Source organism: Hydrogenophaga palleronii (genome assembly GCF_031457455.1).
GTDB classification, from domain to species: Bacteria; Pseudomonadota; Gammaproteobacteria; order Burkholderiales; family Burkholderiaceae_C; genus Hydrogenophaga; species Hydrogenophaga palleronii_A.
Genome location: NZ_JAVDWU010000002.1, coordinates 606,540 through 622,168 on the forward strand (window position 1 = coordinate 606,540; position 15,629 = coordinate 622,168).

Here is a 15,629-nt window from a genome sequence, read left to right on the forward strand (position 1 = left end):
GTCGATGTTCGGACGCTGATCACACTCAGGTGGTCAGGCTGGGTCAGATGGAGGCACGTAGCCAGCGGCCGCATCGGCGCCTTCGCCAAAGAAATGTTTTTCCATTTGGCGGGCCAGGTACTGACGGGCGCGCGCGTCGGCCAGGTTCAGGCGGTTTTCGTTCAGCAGCATGGTCTGGTGTTTGAGCCAGGCTGCCCACGCCTCTTTGCTCACGTTTTCATAGATGCGCTTACCCAACTCACCGGGGTAGGGGGGAAAGTCCAGGCCTTCGGCCTCTTTGCCGAGCTTGATGCAGTTGACGGTACGGGCCATGTCGAATTCCTTGCTGTGACTGATTGGGAAAGCTGAAATTGTGCCCGCTTTAGGAAACTTGCCTGGCGAATGGTGCTCCAATTGCCGCGCGGGCATCCAGTGAATGCCTTCTTCAGGCCCATCCCTTCCTCTCATGTTGAACTTCTCGAACACCAGACTCTGGCTGACCCTGATTTCCGTTGGCAGCATTGCCATGCTCGCTTTTGGCCTGTACCTGCAGCATTCGGTGGGGCTGGAGCCTTGCCCGATGTGCATCGTCCAGCGATATGCCTTGATTCTGGTGGCCGTGGTGGCCGGTCTCGCGGCATTCTTTGGTCAGCGGGTGGTTCAGACAACCGGGCTGGTGGCCATGGGTGCATTCGCCGCATTCGGCGCGTTTGTGGCGGCGCGCCAGAGCTGGTTGCAATGGAATCCGCCTGAGATTCTTAGCTGCGGGCGGGACTTTTTTGGAATGATCGAGTCGTTCCCACTCAAGCGGGCGATCCCCATGATCTTCAAAGGCAGTGGCGACTGCTCGGAAATCGACTGGACCTTTCTGGGCCTGTCGATCGCCAACTGGACGTTTCTGACTTTTTCCGGCATCACCGTCATGGCAGTCATCTTGCTGATGAGTCGCCGCAGCAGGTGAGCGCCTTTCTGTGAGCCGGGTCGCTCCCGTTTTCAACCCAGCTTCTTCACCAACACCTGGCTTTTCCGGTCCCAGTTGTACTTGCGCTTGCGCGCCTCGGGCAGCCAGTCGGCGTTGACCTGAACGAAGCCACGCTTGAGGAACCAGTGCATGGTTCGGGTGGTGAGCACGAAGATGCTTTGAAGGCCCTGCGCGCGGGCCCGGCTCTCGATGCGCTTGAGCAGACGCTCCCCATCGCCCTGGCTTTGCGTGTCGGGTGACACGGTGAGCGCCGCCATTTCGCCCGTGCGTTCTTCAGGGTAGGGGTACAGTGCCGCACAGCCAAAGATCACCCCATCGTGTTCGATGATGGTGTAGTAGCCGGCGTCGCGTTCAATCTCAGTGCGGTCCCGCTTGACCAGTGTGCCGTCTTTCTCAAACGGTTCGATCAGCGCCACAATGCCGCTGACGTCGTCCATGGTTGCTTCGCGAACGCTTTCGAGCTTTTCGTCGACCACCATGGTGCCGATGCCATCGTGGGTGTAGATCTCCAGCAGCAGTGCACCATCCACCGAGAAAGGCAGGATGTGGCTGCGGTCCACCCCACCTTCGCAGGCGCGAATGCAATGCTGGAGGTAGAAGGCCGGGTCGGTGGGCTGCGAGGGAGTCGGCAGGGCACCAATCATTTTTTTTGCCTCGGCCAGAGGCAGTTCGGTATCGATTTCGCTCTCCGGATCAGCGGCGTCGACCCGGATGCCCGGTACTTCGGTCAGGAACATCAGCTTGTCCACCTGCAGCGCGATGGCCACCGAAGTGGCCACGTCTTCCATGGTGAGGTTGAACGCCTCGCCGGTAGGGGAGAAACCGAAAGGAGAAAGCAGCACCATGGCACCCATGTCCAGCGTACGCTGGATGCCTTCGGTGTCCACCTTGCGCACCAGTCCGGAATGAAGAAAGTCAACACCATCGATCAGGCCGACGGGGCGGGCCGAGATGAAGTTGCCTGAAATCACCCGGACGGTGGCGCCCGCCATGGGTGTGTTGGGCAGCCCCTGGCTGAATGCCGCCTCGATCTCATAGCGCAGTTGACCAGCCGCCTCCTGCGCGCAATCCAGCGCCACGGAGTCGGTGATGCGCATGCCGTGGGAGTAGCGGGGCTGATGGCCCTTGGCCAGCAACTGTTCGTTTACCTGCGGCCTGAAGCCATGCACCAGCACGATTTTCACGCCCATGCTCTGGATCAGCGCCAGGTCCTGTGCCACGTTTTGCAACTTGCCTGCAGCGATCGCTTCGCCCGCAATGCCCACCACCAATGTGTTGCTTCGGTGCTTGTGGATGTAAGGCGCAACCGACCGGAACCAGGGCACGAAGGTGAAGTTGAAGACGTTGGACATGGGCGCAGTCGCGGAGGGTCAGGGGATGTGAAGCGGTGGTAGAGATCAGTGCGTGATCATAAGCATCCGAGGCGCTCGCTTTCATGCTTCGGGTGATTCAGTGCATCGCCGCCGAATTCGGCCAGTTTGCGGGCATATGACTCCAGTACCCGCGGGGCGTCCCAGGCGTTAAGGCCTTAGCGATGGGGCTTCTTGCCCGTGCGGGCGTTGCCTTCATCTTCCTCGCGCTCGGCCTCGTAGCCGGCTGCGGCGATTCAGTTTTCGTCTACATTCGATCTACTCGAATGAAGGCCGCGCTCCAGCGGTTGTCAATCGCTGAATAGGTTCATCTCAAGTGTGGGGGAAATGATGCGCGTGTTAATCGGCGGCGGAAGCGGATTCATTGGAAGTGCGCTTGCTGATCACCTTCGCTCACGTGGTGATTCGGTGACAATCATTTCTCGTTCTCCTGGAGCGAACCGCATCACATGGACCGAACTGCAGCGGGGGCCGCTCCCTCCATTTGATGCTGTGGTCAATCTTGCAGGACAACACATCCTGGATCCTCGGCGTCGCTGGACAGAGCAATACAAAGAGGAGGTCATTCGTTCTCGTGTTGATACAACCAAGGCGTTGGTAGATGTTCTGAACAGAAGTCGCACACCGCCATCGGTTTTTGTATCAACGGCGGGAAAATGCTTCTATGGGACTTCCGGAGCTGGCCCGGACCCCACTTACCCGGAGTTAACTGAAGAGTCAGAACCCATGGGTATCGATTTCCCCGCCGAACTGGTCGCACAGTGGGAAGCTGCAGCGGAGGGTGTCGACAGCTCCAGGATCAGGCATGTACGGGTTCGAATCGGTGTCGTGTTGGGTGCGGTTGAACGCAAGTCACTGATCGGCAAGCTTTGGCGCGTTGGGCGAGCACGCGGGTTTCTCCCGATCATCAGGTTGCCGTTCTGCCTTGGTTTGGGTGCAAAGCTCGGGCATGGACGCCAACCTTTTCCCTGGATTCATATAAAGGATATGGTTGGAATCCTCGTGGCAGTAATTGACGATACATCGGCATCTGGACGTTACAACGCTGTTGCTCCGGGGATTGTGAACAACGCTGAATTTACCGAGGCATTTGCGAAGCGGTTGCGCAGACCGGTCGTTTGGGCAGTTCCAGCCTGGCTCATAAAAGGGCTGGTCGGCGTCGAGCGCGCATCGATCCTGTTGGAGGGGCAGAACGTAAAGCCTCGCCGAACACTTGAGCAGGGGTACAAGTTTGAATACGCCAGCATCGATGCTGCTCTTGACGACCTTGTGCAGATTTCGTTCTAAACCAATCACCCGGCCACAGTCGGGGCAGAATTACCAGGCACTCACCGCTTCCATCACGCGGTCAATCACGTCGTCGATGCCGATGAGTTCGGCTTTCAATTGAGGCCGGGCTTGCTCGATGCGCTGTTGGCGCTGTGCCAGGGTGTCGCGGAGCCCTTCCCGGGGCTCGCGCGGTGAGGTAGGGGTATGCATATTCAATCGAGATTTCGGTTCGACAGGGGCAGTGCCTTTTGCAGCGCCACCTTGTCGGCGCGGCGTTGAGCCGCATGGGTTCGGATGTGTTTGCCAGCAGCGCTGGACAGGCTACGGCGGGCCAGAGCGGCGGCCACCGGGTTACGCGGCGGGCCGGACGCTTCCAGCTTGAGCACGATGGGCTGCTTCATGCGACGCAGCTTCTTGATGTCGCCTTGCGCAAAGGCGCGCGACGGTTTTTGGGCACTCATGTGCACTCCAGAAACAAAAAACCCCGGCGAAGTGCCAGGGCTCTTGGAGTGCGCGTGTTCGCGCCAGGGCCGTGGCTGGAAGGTGTGAGTGCACAGTCCAGCCGGGGCGGTGGACTGTGGTCAGGCGGGGGAGTCGAACAAGGCAGACATGGCGGTGACCTCCAGAGAGTCGGTGGAGATGGCGGACCGGAATCGGTGCGGGCCATCTGGCGAAGCTGCGAATTGTGTCGATTCGAGCGTGCCTTGGCAACGTTGAAGACCCCAAATGCCCTCAATGTGTCGCAAGAAACGCACAAGCAGCGGGCGAGCAGAGCCGATCCACTGCCGATAATCCCCACCTATGTCTTCTTCCGATACGGCGCCTCAGCCGGCGCGTACGCTGCCCACCATCCAGTTCCCCGAGTCCTTGCCCGTATCGGCCCGCCGGCACGAGATCGAGGCCGCCATGCGCGATCACCAGGTGGTCATCGTTTGCGGTGAAACCGGCTCCGGCAAGACCACGCAGTTGCCCAAGATCGCGTTGCAGATGGGGCGCGGCAAGGTCAACGCGAAACCGGGCCAGCGTGCGCAGCTGATCGGTCACACCCAGCCGAGGCGCATCGCGGCTTCCAGCGTGGCCAAGCGCATCGCCGAAGAACTGAAGACGCCGCTGGGCGAAGTGGTGGGTTTCAAGGTGCGCTTTCAGGACCGGCTGAGCAAGGACGCTTCGGTCAAGCTGATGACCGACGGCATCCTGCTCGCCGAAACGCAGACCGACCCGGACCTGCGCGCCTACGACACCATCATCATTGACGAGGCGCACGAACGCAGCCTCAACATCGACTTCCTGCTGGGCTACCTGCGCCAATTGCTGCCGCGGCGGCCCGACTTGAAGGTGGTGGTGACTTCGGCCACCATCGATGCACAGCGGTTTGCCGACTACTTTGCTTCTCAAAGAGGTCCTGCACCGGTCATTCAGGTGTCCGGCCGCACCTTTCCCGTGGAAGTGCGCTGGCGTCCGTTTGAGGAAAGTCGCGACTACGACCTGAACAGCGCCATCACCGATGCAGTGGACGAGCTCTGGCGGGGTCCGCAAGGGGGCGACATCTTGGTGTTCCTGCCTGGCGAGCGCGAGATCCGCGAAGCCGCCGACCACCTGCGCAAACATCTGAGCCACATCCCCACGCTGCGCAATGCCGAAGTATTGCCGCTGTTCGCGCGCCTGAGCCAGGCCGAGCAGGACCGTATCTTCCAGGACCACAGCGGTCGGCGTATCGTGCTTTCCACCAACGTGGCCGAGACCTCGCTCACCGTGCCTGGCATCCGCTACGTGATCGATGCAGGCACAGCGCGTGTGAAGCGCTACAGCTTCCGTCAGAAGGTGGAGCAGCTGATGGTGGAGCCGATCAGCCAGGCGGCGGCCAACCAGCGCGCAGGGCGTTGCGGTCGCGTGGCCGACGGCATCTGCATCCGCCTGTACGACGAGGCTGGCTTCAACAGCCGACCGAAGTTCACCGACCCTGAAATCCTGCGCAGCTCGCTCGCGGGCGTGATCTTGCGCATGAAGGCGCTGCGACTGGGAGCGGTGGAAGACTTCGCTTTCATCGAGGCACCGCAAAAGCGCGCCATCGTGGATGGCTACCAACTGCTGTCCGAATTGGGCGCGGTGGACGAGGCCAACGAGCTCACACGCATTGGCCAGACACTTTCACGCCTGCCGCTGGACCCCCGCGTGGGCCGCATGATCCTGGAGGCGCAGCAGCGCGGTGCGCTCGATGAGGTGATGGTGATTGCGTCTGCCCTTAGCCTGCAGGACGTCCGCGACCGTCCCATGGACAAACAAGCCCAGGCCGACCAGGCACACGCGAAGTTTGACGATGAGAAGAGCGAGTTCAGCGGCACGCTCAAGCTTTGGAAGTGGCTGGAGGACAGCAAGGGCGGCCACGGTAAAGATCACAAACTCAGCCACCGGCAATACGAAAACCTGTTGCGCGAGAACTTCATCAACGTGCGACGGGTGCGCGAATGGCGCGACATCCACACGCAGTTGCACACGGTGGTGGCCGAGCACAAATGGCAGATCAACACCGCGCCGGCCAGCTACGAACAGCTGCACCTTTCCATGCTCGCCGGGCTGCTGGGCAACATCGGCCAGAAGAGTGAATCGGAGGACTGGTACTTGGGCGCACGCGGCATCAAGTTCTACCGCCACCCGGGCGCGAACCTGAGCAAGAAGCCGGGGCGCTGGATCGTCTGCGCCGAGCTGGTGGAGACCACGCGTTTATTCGGCCGTGGTATTGCTGCGATCGAACCGACCTGGCTAGAGCAGGTGGGCGGCCACTTGATCAAAAAGCAACTGCTCGACCCGCACTGGGAGAAGAAGGCCGCGCGCGTATCGGCTCTGGAGCGCGCCACGCTCTACGGCATTGTGATCTACCACAACCGGCGCACCGACTACGGCCGGGTAGACCCGGCGGGCGCACGCGAAATCTTCATCCGCGAGGCCTTGGTTGCCGGTGAGTGGGACACGCGCTTGCCGTTTCTGGCGGCCAACCAGAAGCTGGTGAAGCAGGTGGCCGAGCTGGAGCACAAGTCGCGACGGCAGGACGTGCTGGTGGACGACGAACTCATCTACGCTTTCTACGACCAGCAACTGCCGGCCGATGTGTGCAATGGCGCGGGCTTCGAGCGCTGGTACCAGGGCGCGGTCAAGCTCAACCCCAAGCTTTTGCTGCTGACCAAAGAGGAGCTGATGCGCCATGAGGCGGCCGGCATCACCACGCAGGCTTTTCCCAAAACGCTGCGGCTGGGGGGCGTGGACTGCGCTTGTACCTACCTTCACGAACCGGGCGACCCGCGCGATGGCCTGTCGGTCACGGTGCCGATCTTTGCGCTCAACCAGGTGAGCGAAGACCGCTGCGACTGGCTGGTGCCGGGCATGCTCAAGGACAAGGTGCTGGCGTTGCTCAAGACGCTGCACCAGCGACCCCGGTCCCGCCTGGTGCCGTTGCCAGCCACGGCCGAACGCTTTACCGCTGCGCTGACCGAGCCGGCGGTGTTTGGCGCTGGCAACCTGATGGACGCACTGCTGAAGCTGGTGCGCGAAGCCACCCAGCTCGACATCGCACGCAACGACATCAAGGTGGACATGCTGAGCGCCCACCACTTCATGCATCTGCGTGTGGTGGACGAACATGGGCGCCAACTCGGACAGGGCCGCAATCTGGCGGCACTCAAGGCGGAACTGGGCAGTCAGGCACGGGGGGCGTTTCAGGCGCTGGCTTCGCTCAAGCTGGATCGCCTGCGGCCTGCCGCGCCCGAGCCCAAGACCGGGCCGACATCCACCAATGCCGGCGGTGCACGCCGCGTCGTGGCCGATGCGCCCGCCGCGCCGACCGCCAGCGCCACGCAGCGCCACACCTGCTGGGACTTTGGCGAACTGCCCGAACTGATGGAGATCCGCAAGGGTGGACAGACGCTGATCGGCTTTCCTGCGCTGATGGACTTGGGCGATGCGGTGGGCATTGAGGTGTTCGATGAGCCCGAGGTGGCCCAGGCACGCCACCGCGAAGGCCTGCGCCGCCTGTTTGCCCTGCAGATCCGCGACGCACTGAAGTACCTGGAGAAGAACCTGCCCAGTCTCATGACCATGGCCACGGCCTACATGCAGGTCGGCAAGACGGACAACGGATCGGGTGGCGGTACGCTGGAAGAACTGCGCAGCCAGATCATCGAACTCGCACTGGACCGCGCCTTCCTGGCCGATCCGCTGCCCGCCGACGAGGCTTCATTCAAGAAGCGGGTGGAAGAGGGCCGGGGTCGCCTCACACTGATTTCGTCCGAGATCGCCCGCAACGCTGGCCTGATCCTGACCGAATACACGGCGGCCGCACGCAAGCTCAAAGACAGCCGCCCGCCCGCCGACGTGGCGACCGACATCACTCAGCAATTGCAGCGCCTGGTGCCCAAGCGCTTTCTGCTGAGCACGCCGTATGCGCAGCTGCAGCACTTTCCGCGTTACCTGAAAGCGGTGCAGCTGCGGCTGGACAAGCTGCGTGCCGACCCGGCTCGCGATGCTGCCCGGTCCGCCGAGCTGCGCCCTCAGGAGCAGCGTTTCTGGCGGTTGGTGGCCGAACGCAAAGGCGTGCAGGACGCGCGCTTGCAGGAACTCAGGTGGTTGCTGGAGGAACTGCGCGTGAGCTTTTTTGCCCAGGAACTGCGCACGCCACAGCCAGTGAGCGTGAAACGCCTGGACAAATGCTGGGCCCAGCTCACGTTGTGAGTGTTCTGTACTTTCTGGACACCACCGACACACTGGCGGCATGCAGGCATGCGCCTTGCCCGGCCGTACGTCGACGGATTGCCTGAGCGGTTGACAGGGCTTTGCCTGTTGCTGTTCACTGTTCGGGAAATATCTTCCTGGCGGCGACGCCAAACCGGAGGGGCAACAAATGGACAGACGGGAATTTGTGGAGGCTTGCGCTCTGAGCGCATCGCCGCTGGCCGCCGCGCTCGCGGGTGGCGTGTGGGCCAATGACGCGATTGCCCAGAGCTACGGACGGGTGCTGCTGGTGGATGAAACCGGCGAACCCCTCAAGATGGGCAGCCTGAAACCCCAGACCAACTATGTCTTTCACTACCCTTTCGAGGCGACACCGGTTTTCTTGCTGGACCTGGGCAAGCCGGCGGCTTCGACGGTGCTGCAGACAAAAGACAGGACAAGCTATCAATGGCCGGGGGGCGTGGGCCCGCGACGCAGCGTGGTGGCTTTCTCCGCCATCTGTGCCCACAAGCTGGTGTATCCGACAAAGGAGCTGAGCTTCATCAGTTTCCGCAAAGGGGCGGCCGTCAATCCCCAAACGCCGAGCAAGGGCAACGATCTCATTCACTGCTGTGCCGACCACAGCCAGTACGACCCGGCGCGTGGCGCCCGTGTCTTGTCGGGGCCAGCGGAACAACCGCTTTGCGCTGTGCTGCTGGAGCATGATGCCGCAACAGACACCTTGACGGCCACCGGTACATTGGGCGGAGAGCTGTTCGACGACTTCTTCAAGAAGTACGAAATCAAGTTGAGCCTGGAAGTGGGACCCAACGCCCGGAAAACCGTGGCCAGCCGCAGCACGGTCAAGGAGCTTGATCGCTATTGCCGCAATCCGGTGCGCTGCTGACAGTGGGCCCGGTCCTCGAATAGCTGCTCACAGTCGACCCAGGCGCTGCAGGGCCTCCAGCAAGGTATCGTCCCGTTTGGCAAAGCAGAAGCGGATGACCTTCTGGTCAAAACCATCGCCGTAAAAGGCAGACAGAGGGATGGCTGCCACGCCGATTTCTCGAGTGAGCCACTGGCAGAACTCGCCCTCGGGCAAGTCGCGTTCTGGTACCGCGAGGTTGGCGATGCTCACACATTGGAAGTAGGTGCCTTCACTGGGCAGCAGCTTGAACCGGGTGCTGGCCAGACCCCCACGAAACAGATCGCGCTTGCGCTGGTAAAAGGCAGACAGCCCCAGGTAGGGCGCCGGATTGGCCATGTAAGCCGCCAGTGCGTGCTGCATGGGCGTGTTGACCGTGAACACATTGAACTGGTGTACTTTGCGGAATTCGGCCATCAAGGAGGCGGGCGCCACCACGGTACCGATCTTCCACCCGGTCACGTGGTAGGTCTTGCCGAAGCTGCTGATCACGAAGGCACGGGCCGCCAGGCCGGAATAGCGGGCGGCACTCTGGTGCTGCAGGCCGTCGAACACCATGTGCTCGTAGACCTCGTCACTGATGAGCAACACGTCGGTCGGCGCCAGCAGGCTTTGCAGCTTTTGCATCTCTGCATCGGTCCACGCGGTGCCGCTGGGGTTGTGCGGGCTGTTGATGATCAGCGCCCTGGTTCTTGGCGTGATGGCTGCTGCCAGGAGGTCGAAATCGGGCCGGAACGTACCAGGTGTCAGGGGCACCCGCACCACCACCCCACCGGCCAATTCGATGTTGGGCACGTAGCTGTCGTAGCAGGGTTCGAGCACGATGACCTCGTCGCCCGGATGTACCACGGCCAATATGGCCGTGAGAATGGCTTGCGTGGCGCCTGCCGTGACGGTGATTTCGGTGTTCGGGTTCACTGAGAGCCCGTAGAGCGCCTGCATCTTGGCCGCCATGGCCTCGCGCAGCGCGGGCACCCCTGGCATGGGCGGGTACTGGTTGTGCCCGGCCTGCATGGCCAGGGTCACCGCATCGACCAGCGAAGGGTCACATTCAAAGTCGGGAAAGCCCTGACCCAGGTTCACCGCCTGGGTTTCGCTGGCCAGAGCCGACATGACGGTGAAGATGGTCGTGCCCACATGGGGCAGGCGGGAGGTGAGGGCGGGGGTGTGAGGGGAGATCGAGGTCATGTCGTGCTCGGCATGGACGGTGTGGGAAAACGGGTTTGATCCAGAACACCGCGGCACTGGCGCTGCGAGGCCGCAGGTGATGCCCCCTGGGGGGTGAAGGCCGTCAGGCTGGTGCGGCGGGAGTCACAACTCATAGTCGTCTGGCGTGCCACTCATGGCGCGAAGGATCTGGTCTCGCGAGAGCCGGTCGCTCAGCAATTCCGCGAACCGCAGGACGAAGTGCCGCAGGTAGGTGCCGCGTTTGAAGGCCACGCGCGCCAGGTTGTGTCCGAACAGCTGTGCAGCGGGCCGTGCCACCAGATCGGGCGTCTTGTTTTCGCCCTGCATGGCCATCTCCGCGACGATGCCAACGCCCATGCCCAACTTCACATAGGTCTTGATCACGTCCGAATCAATGGCTTCGAGCACGATGTTGGGCTGCAGATGCCGCAGTGCGAACGCTTGGTCAATGCGGCTGCGCCCGGTGAAGCTGGGGTGGTAGGTGATCAGCGGCACGGTGGCCAGATCGTCCAGCGTGATGCGCTCGCGCTCCAGCAGCGGATGGTCGAATGGCAGCACCAGGACGTGCTGCCATTCGTAGCAGGGCAGTGTGATGAGATCCGGGTAGTTGACCAGGGATTCGGTGGCGACCCCGATTTCTGCCACTTCTTCCATCAGCATTTTGGCCACCTGGTCAGGTGAGCCCTGGTGAAGGCTGACACCTACCTTGGGGTAGGCGTGACGCAGTTGAGCCACCGGACCTGGCAGCACATAGCGCGCCTGGGTGTGGGTGGTCGCAATCGACAGCGTGCCGCTGTCCTGGGCCGAGTACTGCTCTCCGATGCGCCTGAGGTTGTTGACCTCGCGCAAGATGATGTCAATGCTCTTGAGCACCTGCGCTCCAGGTTCGGTGACCCGTTTGATGCGTTTGCCATGACGGGCAAAAATGTCGATGCCGAGTTCGTCTTCCAGTTCAATGATGGCCTTCGAAACACCGGGCTGCGAGGTGTGCAACGCCTTGGCCGCCTCGGTCAGGTTCAGGTTGCGGCGCACGGCCTCCTGCACAAACCGGAACTGATGCAGGTTCATGGGATTTGCTCCAGCGCAATGCGGGCCAGCAGTTCGGTGAGGCGGGGATCTTCACCGGCAGTGGCCAGCTGCTGGAAGTAAACGGAAGGGTACCGTTGCCCCAAGGCGCGGATCAGTTCCGGCAGGTCTTCGCGGGCATGTTTGCCCATGCCGAAAAAAAGTGGCAGCACATGGATGCGGCTCGCTCCTTGATTCACCAGCGTGTCGCAGGCAGTGGGAAGGTCGGGTTCGCACAGTTCCAGATACGCGCAGCTCACCACAACAGAGGCATCCCGCTGTGCGATCTGTCGGGCCACGGCTTCCACAGGCAGTCGCCATTGGGGATCTCTGGACCCATGGGCAAAAACAATCACACCAAGCATGTTTGCGCCTACCTTCGAAGGACCAGCCAGCCAAACGCGCCCAACGAAAAGAAGCTGTAGATCAGAGCGGGTGACGCCGCAGCCAGCCACGGGCGCCACTGGTTGAGGTTGCCGATGTAGCCAAACACGTTGTTGAGCAGGAAGAAACTGATGCCGATCATCACACCGCCAAACACGTAACCGGTGAGGGCGCCTGAGCGGAAATGCAGATAGGCAAAGGGCAGGGCGAGCACCACCATCACCAGGCAACTCAGGGGATAAAAAACCTTGCGCCAGAACTCGATCTCGTAGCGCTGGGCCGTCTGGTTGTTGGCGTCCAGATGCTGGATGTAGGCAAACAGATCGGCCGTGCGCATGCGATCCGGCCTGAGCAGGGCCACCGACACCATCTCGGTGCTCAGGCCGCTGGGCCATCGAAAACGCTCTTGCTCGACCCGGTTGATGTGCGCCGAAGAGAGCCCGGCCGTATCGAATTCACGGCGAACCAGGTTGTGAAGTGTCCAGGATTCGTCCGGTTCGATCTGTCCGGACTTGGCCTGCATGGTGGACACCAGAAAGCCGTGATTGTCGAATTCGAAGATGCGGATGTCAGCCAGTTCCCCTCGGGGTGTCATCGAGCCCACATTGACCGAAAAGTTGCTGTAGGTCTGGCGTTCCTTGAGCCAGGCGCCAGTCTGCCCCACGCTGATGCGGCCCTCGAAGCGGGCCTTCAGGAGCTGTGCCGTCCGGTCGGACAGCGGGGCCAGGTAATCGCCGATCGCAAAGGTCAAAACCACAAAGATGGCTCCGAGGCCGAGCAGGGTGCGCAGCGCCCGCCAGGGCCCAAGCCCGCTGGTGCGCAAGATGGTGTACTCGGAGCCCTGCGCCAGCCGGGCCAGCACAAACACCGATCCGATCAACACGGCAATCGGCATGAGCTCATAGATGCGGCTGGGAATCAGCAGCGCCACATACAGCAGGGCGTGTCGCAATTCGTAGCTCAATTCGGGCTCCAGCCGCGAACGGCGCCCGAGCGCGGTCAACTCATCGACAAAATCAAAGAAGTAAAAAAGCGAGAGGAAGGCCAGCAACACAAAGCCGACGGCAATGAAGATCTCGCCGTAAATCAGCCGCCGAATTGTCTTCAAAGCGAAGCCCTCCGTCCCATCAACGCCATCAGGCCTTCACGCAGACTGAAGTTGTGATGCCGCTTGGTCAGCCAGAGAACCCCTAGCAGAAACACCGTGCCATGCAACAAGAGCAGCAGGCTCCCCAGGCTCATCAGCCCGCTGGTCACCCAGCGCTGCCCAATGTTCAGGAAGTTGAAATACATGATGAACGCAAACATGGTGAAAAACAGATTGCCGCCCCGTCCGGCCCGGGGGTTGCTGACCGTCGTGGCCAAGGCAATCAGGACAAAATTCAGCGCAGTGAGTCCCACGCCAATGCGCCATCCCAGTTCACCCAGCTTGCCCAGTGTGGGACTGACCAGCAACTGCCAGGAAGACGTCGCCTTGAGCGCCTGCTCACTGCCGGGAGCCACCTTTGAAGATCCGATCTGCGTGGCGTACTCCTCAAACTCGCTGACCTTGAGGTCGCCCGTGTCCGGGCTGGTGTCCAGCCGCTGACCGTTGCTCAGGATCAGCATCTGCTGGTTGTCGATCGTTTCGATCCGTGCAGACCTCGCAGAGGTCACGTTTTCGGCGCCATCTTCTTCGATGCTGGAGATGAAGATGTTGCGCCCTTCTGTGCCGTCGGCAGTGTCCTTGTCAATGAAAAATACCCTTCGCCCGCTGGAGGACTCCTGGAACTGCCCCGGCGCCACCCGGTCCAGATCGCCACGCTGCTCAAAGCGGTCGCGCAAGTCGTTGATTTGCTGGTTGGCCCAGGGCCACACAAAAAAGACCATGAAGGTGATGACCAGCAGCACCGGCCAGGAGAACCGCATCACTGGGCCAAGCAAGCCTCCCAACGAGCGACCGCTGGCGAACCAGATGATCATTTCGCTGTCCCTGTACATGCGCGACAGCGTGAAAACGATGGAGATGAAAAGCGCCAGGGTGAGGATTGTGGGCATGCGGCCCAGCACGGTGTAACCCAGCACCAGCATGATCTCTTCTGGGTTGACACTTCCCTGGGAAGCAAGCCCCAGAGTGCGGATCAACAACATGGTGATCACGATGGTGAACAGGACCACCAGGGTTGCCCCGAAACTGCGTGCCAACTCTCTGCGAATGGAAGAATGGAATAACATCGAATGAGACTATAGGAATACGCAATTATGGACTTCGAACTCAAGACCCTGTCTCCCACCAGCGCCGCAGGGCTCACCGTGGATGCCCTTCTGGTTCTGGTACCGGACACGTTTGGCGCTGCCAGTGGTGGTCCGCTGAACGAACTGGTCGCGTCGGCTGTGCGCCTCGGTGATCTCGAGTCCGGCGTTGGCAAGACGCTGGTGTGCTACCGGGCGCCTGGCTTCAAGGCCGCCCGGGTGGTGCTTGTGCGCAGCGGCTCGGGCAGTCCCGCCAACGTCCGCAAGGCCGTGGCAGCGGCCGTGGCTCTGGTGAAGCTCCCCAGCGTGAAGAAGCTGGGCATTGTGCTCAGCCTGCTGCCCGATGACGGTCAAAGTGTCCGCGCGGCCATGCAGGCTTGTGCGGATGCCACCTACACCTACACCACCACCAAGCCATCAGCCAAAGGCCGTGCACTCCAACGTGTCACGGTGGGTGTTGGCAAGGTGGCCGTGGTTCAAAAAGACTTCGACATCGGAAAAGCCCAGATCGCTGGCGTGGAGTTTGCCAAGGAATGGGCCAACCGGCCAGCCAACCATGCCACACCGAGCATGCTCGCCGAGGCGGCCAGAAAGCTGGGCCGTAAACCCAATATCAAGACCGAAGTGCTTGGGCCCAAACAGGTCGAAGCGCTTGCCATGGGCGCGTTTCTGGCGGTTGCCAGGGGATCGGTTGAACCCCTGCGATTCATCGTGATGCACTACGCCGGTGGTGAAAAAGGTGCGTCTCCTGTGGTGCTGGTGGGCAAAGGCATCACCTTTGACACCGGCGGCATTTCCATCAAGCCTGCAGCTGATATGGATGAGATGAAGTTCGACATGGGCGGCGCGGCCAGCGTGCTGGGCACCTTTGCAGCGCTGGCCGAACTTCAGCCCGCCGTGAACGTGGTCGGTGTGATTCCCGCCTGCGAGAACATGCCCGACGGACAGGCCATCAAGCCAGGCGACGTGGTCACCAGCATGAGTGGTCAGACCATCGAAATCCTCAACACGGACGCAGAAGGACGCCTCATCCTGTGTGACGCCCTGACCTACGCCGCACGTCTCAAGCCCCACAGTGTGGTGGACATCGCCACCCTGACCGGGGCCTGTGTGATCGCCTTGGGCGGCGTGCGCTCAGGCCTGTTCTCCGCCCGCGACGATCTTGCCGACGCGCTGCACAAAGCAGGCGAAACAGCCTTGGACCCCTGCTGGCGCATGCCTTTGGATGACGAGTATGCGGAAGGCCTGAAGTCCAACTTTGCCGATATGGGTAACGTGGCCGGCAGGGCGGGTGGGGCCATCACGGCGGCCAAGTTCCTGGAGAAGTTCGCAGCAGATTTGCCCTGGGCACACCTGGATATCGCTGGCACCGCCTGGAAAAGTGGGGCGGCCAAGGGATCAACCGGCCGACCGGTTCCGTTGCTGCTTCAATATGTGCTGGACGTGGCTGCGGTACCGCGAAGCGGCATTGTGAACAAGTCGGCGAAGCCCACACGGCGAAAGTCCTGAGTGCCTTCCTGGAAATGATCCGCAA

At 61.5% G+C, this 15,629-nt stretch carries 14 protein-coding genes; 5 read left to right on the forward strand and 9 right to left on the reverse strand.

The window, feature by feature from the left end:
* Positions 1 to 33 precede the first annotated feature (33 nt).
* Positions 34 to 312: an oxidative damage protection protein gene (locus J2W49_RS07310; RefSeq protein WP_310313600.1), complete on the reverse strand. Its 279-nt coding sequence runs from the start codon at positions 310 to 312 to the stop codon at positions 34 to 36.
* A 133-nt stretch (positions 313 to 445) separates the two neighbouring features.
* Between J2W49_RS07310 and J2W49_RS07315 the strand changes: the two genes are divergently transcribed.
* Positions 446 to 940, forward strand: a complete 495-nt coding sequence (locus J2W49_RS07315) for a disulfide bond formation protein B (protein ID WP_310313603.1) — start codon at positions 446 to 448, stop codon at positions 938 to 940.
* 32 nt (positions 941 to 972) lie between these two features.
* Here the strand turns inward: J2W49_RS07315 and argA are convergent, their stop codons facing one another.
* A complete protein-coding gene (argA, locus tag J2W49_RS07320; protein WP_310313605.1) occupies positions 973 to 2,313 on the reverse strand; it encodes an amino-acid N-acetyltransferase in 1,341 nt (446 codons plus the stop codon).
* Between the two features lie 345 nt (positions 2,314 to 2,658).
* On the opposite strand from argA, the gene J2W49_RS07325 reads away from it, so the two are divergent.
* Complete coding sequence (locus J2W49_RS07325) at positions 2,659 to 3,618, forward strand: TIGR01777 family oxidoreductase (RefSeq protein WP_310313608.1); 960 nt, start codon at positions 2,659 to 2,661, stop codon at positions 3,616 to 3,618.
* 30 nt (positions 3,619 to 3,648) lie between these two features.
* On the opposite strand, the gene J2W49_RS07330 is transcribed toward J2W49_RS07325, so the two are convergent.
* On the reverse strand, positions 3,649 to 3,810 hold the full coding sequence (locus tag J2W49_RS07330) for a hypothetical protein (RefSeq protein WP_310313610.1): 162 nt from the start codon (positions 3,808 to 3,810) through the stop codon (positions 3,649 to 3,651).
* A 2-nt stretch (positions 3,811 to 3,812) separates the two neighbouring features.
* The gene (locus J2W49_RS07335; protein ID WP_310313612.1) at positions 3,813 to 4,061 is read right to left on the reverse strand and encodes a hypothetical protein; all 249 of its coding nucleotides are present in this window, start codon (positions 4,059 to 4,061) and stop codon (positions 3,813 to 3,815) included.
* 340 nt (positions 4,062 to 4,401) lie between these two features.
* On the opposite strand from J2W49_RS07335, the gene hrpA reads away from it, so the two are divergent.
* The gene (gene hrpA, locus J2W49_RS07340; protein ID WP_310313614.1) at positions 4,402 to 8,322 is read left to right on the forward strand and encodes an ATP-dependent RNA helicase HrpA; all 3,921 of its coding nucleotides are present in this window, start codon (positions 4,402 to 4,404) and stop codon (positions 8,320 to 8,322) included.
* A gap of 169 nt (positions 8,323 to 8,491) precedes the next feature.
* Complete coding sequence (locus J2W49_RS07345; protein ID WP_310313617.1) at positions 8,492 to 9,208, forward strand: Rieske (2Fe-2S) protein; 717 nt, start codon at positions 8,492 to 8,494, stop codon at positions 9,206 to 9,208.
* Positions 9,209 to 9,235: 27 nt separating this feature from the next.
* Here the strand turns inward: J2W49_RS07345 and J2W49_RS07350 are convergent, their stop codons facing one another.
* The 5 genes from J2W49_RS07350 to lptF form a co-directional block, all read right to left on the reverse strand.
* On the reverse strand, positions 9,236 to 10,414 hold the full coding sequence (locus J2W49_RS07350) for a pyridoxal phosphate-dependent aminotransferase (RefSeq protein ID WP_310313620.1): 1,179 nt from the start codon (positions 10,412 to 10,414) through the stop codon (positions 9,236 to 9,238).
* A 123-nt stretch (positions 10,415 to 10,537) separates the two neighbouring features.
* The gene (locus J2W49_RS07355) at positions 10,538 to 11,482 is read right to left on the reverse strand and encodes a CysB family HTH-type transcriptional regulator (RefSeq protein WP_310313623.1); all 945 of its coding nucleotides are present in this window, start codon (positions 11,480 to 11,482) and stop codon (positions 10,538 to 10,540) included.
* Positions 11,479 to 11,844, reverse strand: a complete 366-nt coding sequence (locus J2W49_RS07360; RefSeq protein ID WP_310313625.1) for a sirohydrochlorin chelatase — start codon at positions 11,842 to 11,844, stop codon at positions 11,479 to 11,481. Before J2W49_RS07360 ends, J2W49_RS07355 begins: the two co-directional genes overlap by 4 nt.
* 8 nt (positions 11,845 to 11,852) lie before the next feature.
* Positions 11,853 to 12,971 carry an LPS export ABC transporter permease LptG gene (gene lptG / locus J2W49_RS07365; RefSeq protein ID WP_310313628.1) on the reverse strand — a complete coding sequence of 373 codons (1,119 nt, stop codon included), beginning with the start codon at positions 12,969 to 12,971 and terminating at the stop codon, positions 11,853 to 11,855.
* Positions 12,968 to 14,077 carry an LPS export ABC transporter permease LptF gene (gene lptF, locus J2W49_RS07370; RefSeq protein ID WP_310313630.1) on the reverse strand — a complete coding sequence of 370 codons (1,110 nt, stop codon included), beginning with the start codon at positions 14,075 to 14,077 and terminating at the stop codon, positions 12,968 to 12,970. Before lptF ends, lptG begins: the two co-directional genes overlap by 4 nt.
* A gap of 27 nt (positions 14,078 to 14,104) precedes the next feature.
* Between lptF and J2W49_RS07375 the strand changes: the two genes are divergently transcribed.
* Positions 14,105 to 15,604 carry a leucyl aminopeptidase gene (locus J2W49_RS07375; protein ID WP_310313633.1) on the forward strand — a complete coding sequence of 500 codons (1,500 nt, stop codon included), beginning with the start codon at positions 14,105 to 14,107 and terminating at the stop codon, positions 15,602 to 15,604.
* Positions 15,605 to 15,629 lie beyond the last annotated feature (25 nt).

Excerpts from the sequence above, each read along its gene's own strand:
- J2W49_RS07310 (WP_310313600.1), bottom strand. The coding sequence starts at position 312 with ATGGCCCGTACCGTCAACTGCATCAAGCTCGGCAAAGAGGCCGAAGGC.
- J2W49_RS07315 (WP_310313603.1), top strand. The coding sequence starts at position 446 with ATGTTGAACTTCTCGAACACCAGACTCTGGCTGACCCTGATTTCCGTT.
- argA (WP_310313605.1), bottom strand. The coding sequence starts at position 2,313 with ATGTCCAACGTCTTCAACTTCACCTTCGTGCCCTGGTTCCGGTCGGTT.
- J2W49_RS07325 (WP_310313608.1), top strand. The coding sequence starts at position 2,659 with ATGATGCGCGTGTTAATCGGCGGCGGAAGCGGATTCATTGGAAGTGCG.
- J2W49_RS07330 (WP_310313610.1), bottom strand. The coding sequence starts at position 3,810 with ATGCATACCCCTACCTCACCGCGCGAGCCCCGGGAAGGGCTCCGCGAC.
- J2W49_RS07335 (WP_310313612.1), bottom strand. The coding sequence starts at position 4,061 with ATGAGTGCCCAAAAACCGTCGCGCGCCTTTGCGCAAGGCGACATCAAG.
- hrpA (WP_310313614.1), top strand. The coding sequence starts at position 4,402 with ATGTCTTCTTCCGATACGGCGCCTCAGCCGGCGCGTACGCTGCCCACC.
- J2W49_RS07345 (WP_310313617.1), top strand. The coding sequence starts at position 8,492 with ATGGACAGACGGGAATTTGTGGAGGCTTGCGCTCTGAGCGCATCGCCG.
- J2W49_RS07350 (WP_310313620.1), bottom strand. The coding sequence starts at position 10,414 with ATGACCTCGATCTCCCCTCACACCCCCGCCCTCACCTCCCGCCTGCCC.
- J2W49_RS07355 (WP_310313623.1), bottom strand. The coding sequence starts at position 11,482 with ATGAACCTGCATCAGTTCCGGTTTGTGCAGGAGGCCGTGCGCCGCAAC.
- J2W49_RS07360 (WP_310313625.1), bottom strand. The coding sequence starts at position 11,844 with ATGCTTGGTGTGATTGTTTTTGCCCATGGGTCCAGAGATCCCCAATGG.
- lptF (WP_310313630.1), bottom strand. The coding sequence starts at position 14,077 with ATGTTATTCCATTCTTCCATTCGCAGAGAGTTGGCACGCAGTTTCGGG.
- J2W49_RS07375 (WP_310313633.1), top strand. The coding sequence starts at position 14,105 with ATGGACTTCGAACTCAAGACCCTGTCTCCCACCAGCGCCGCAGGGCTC.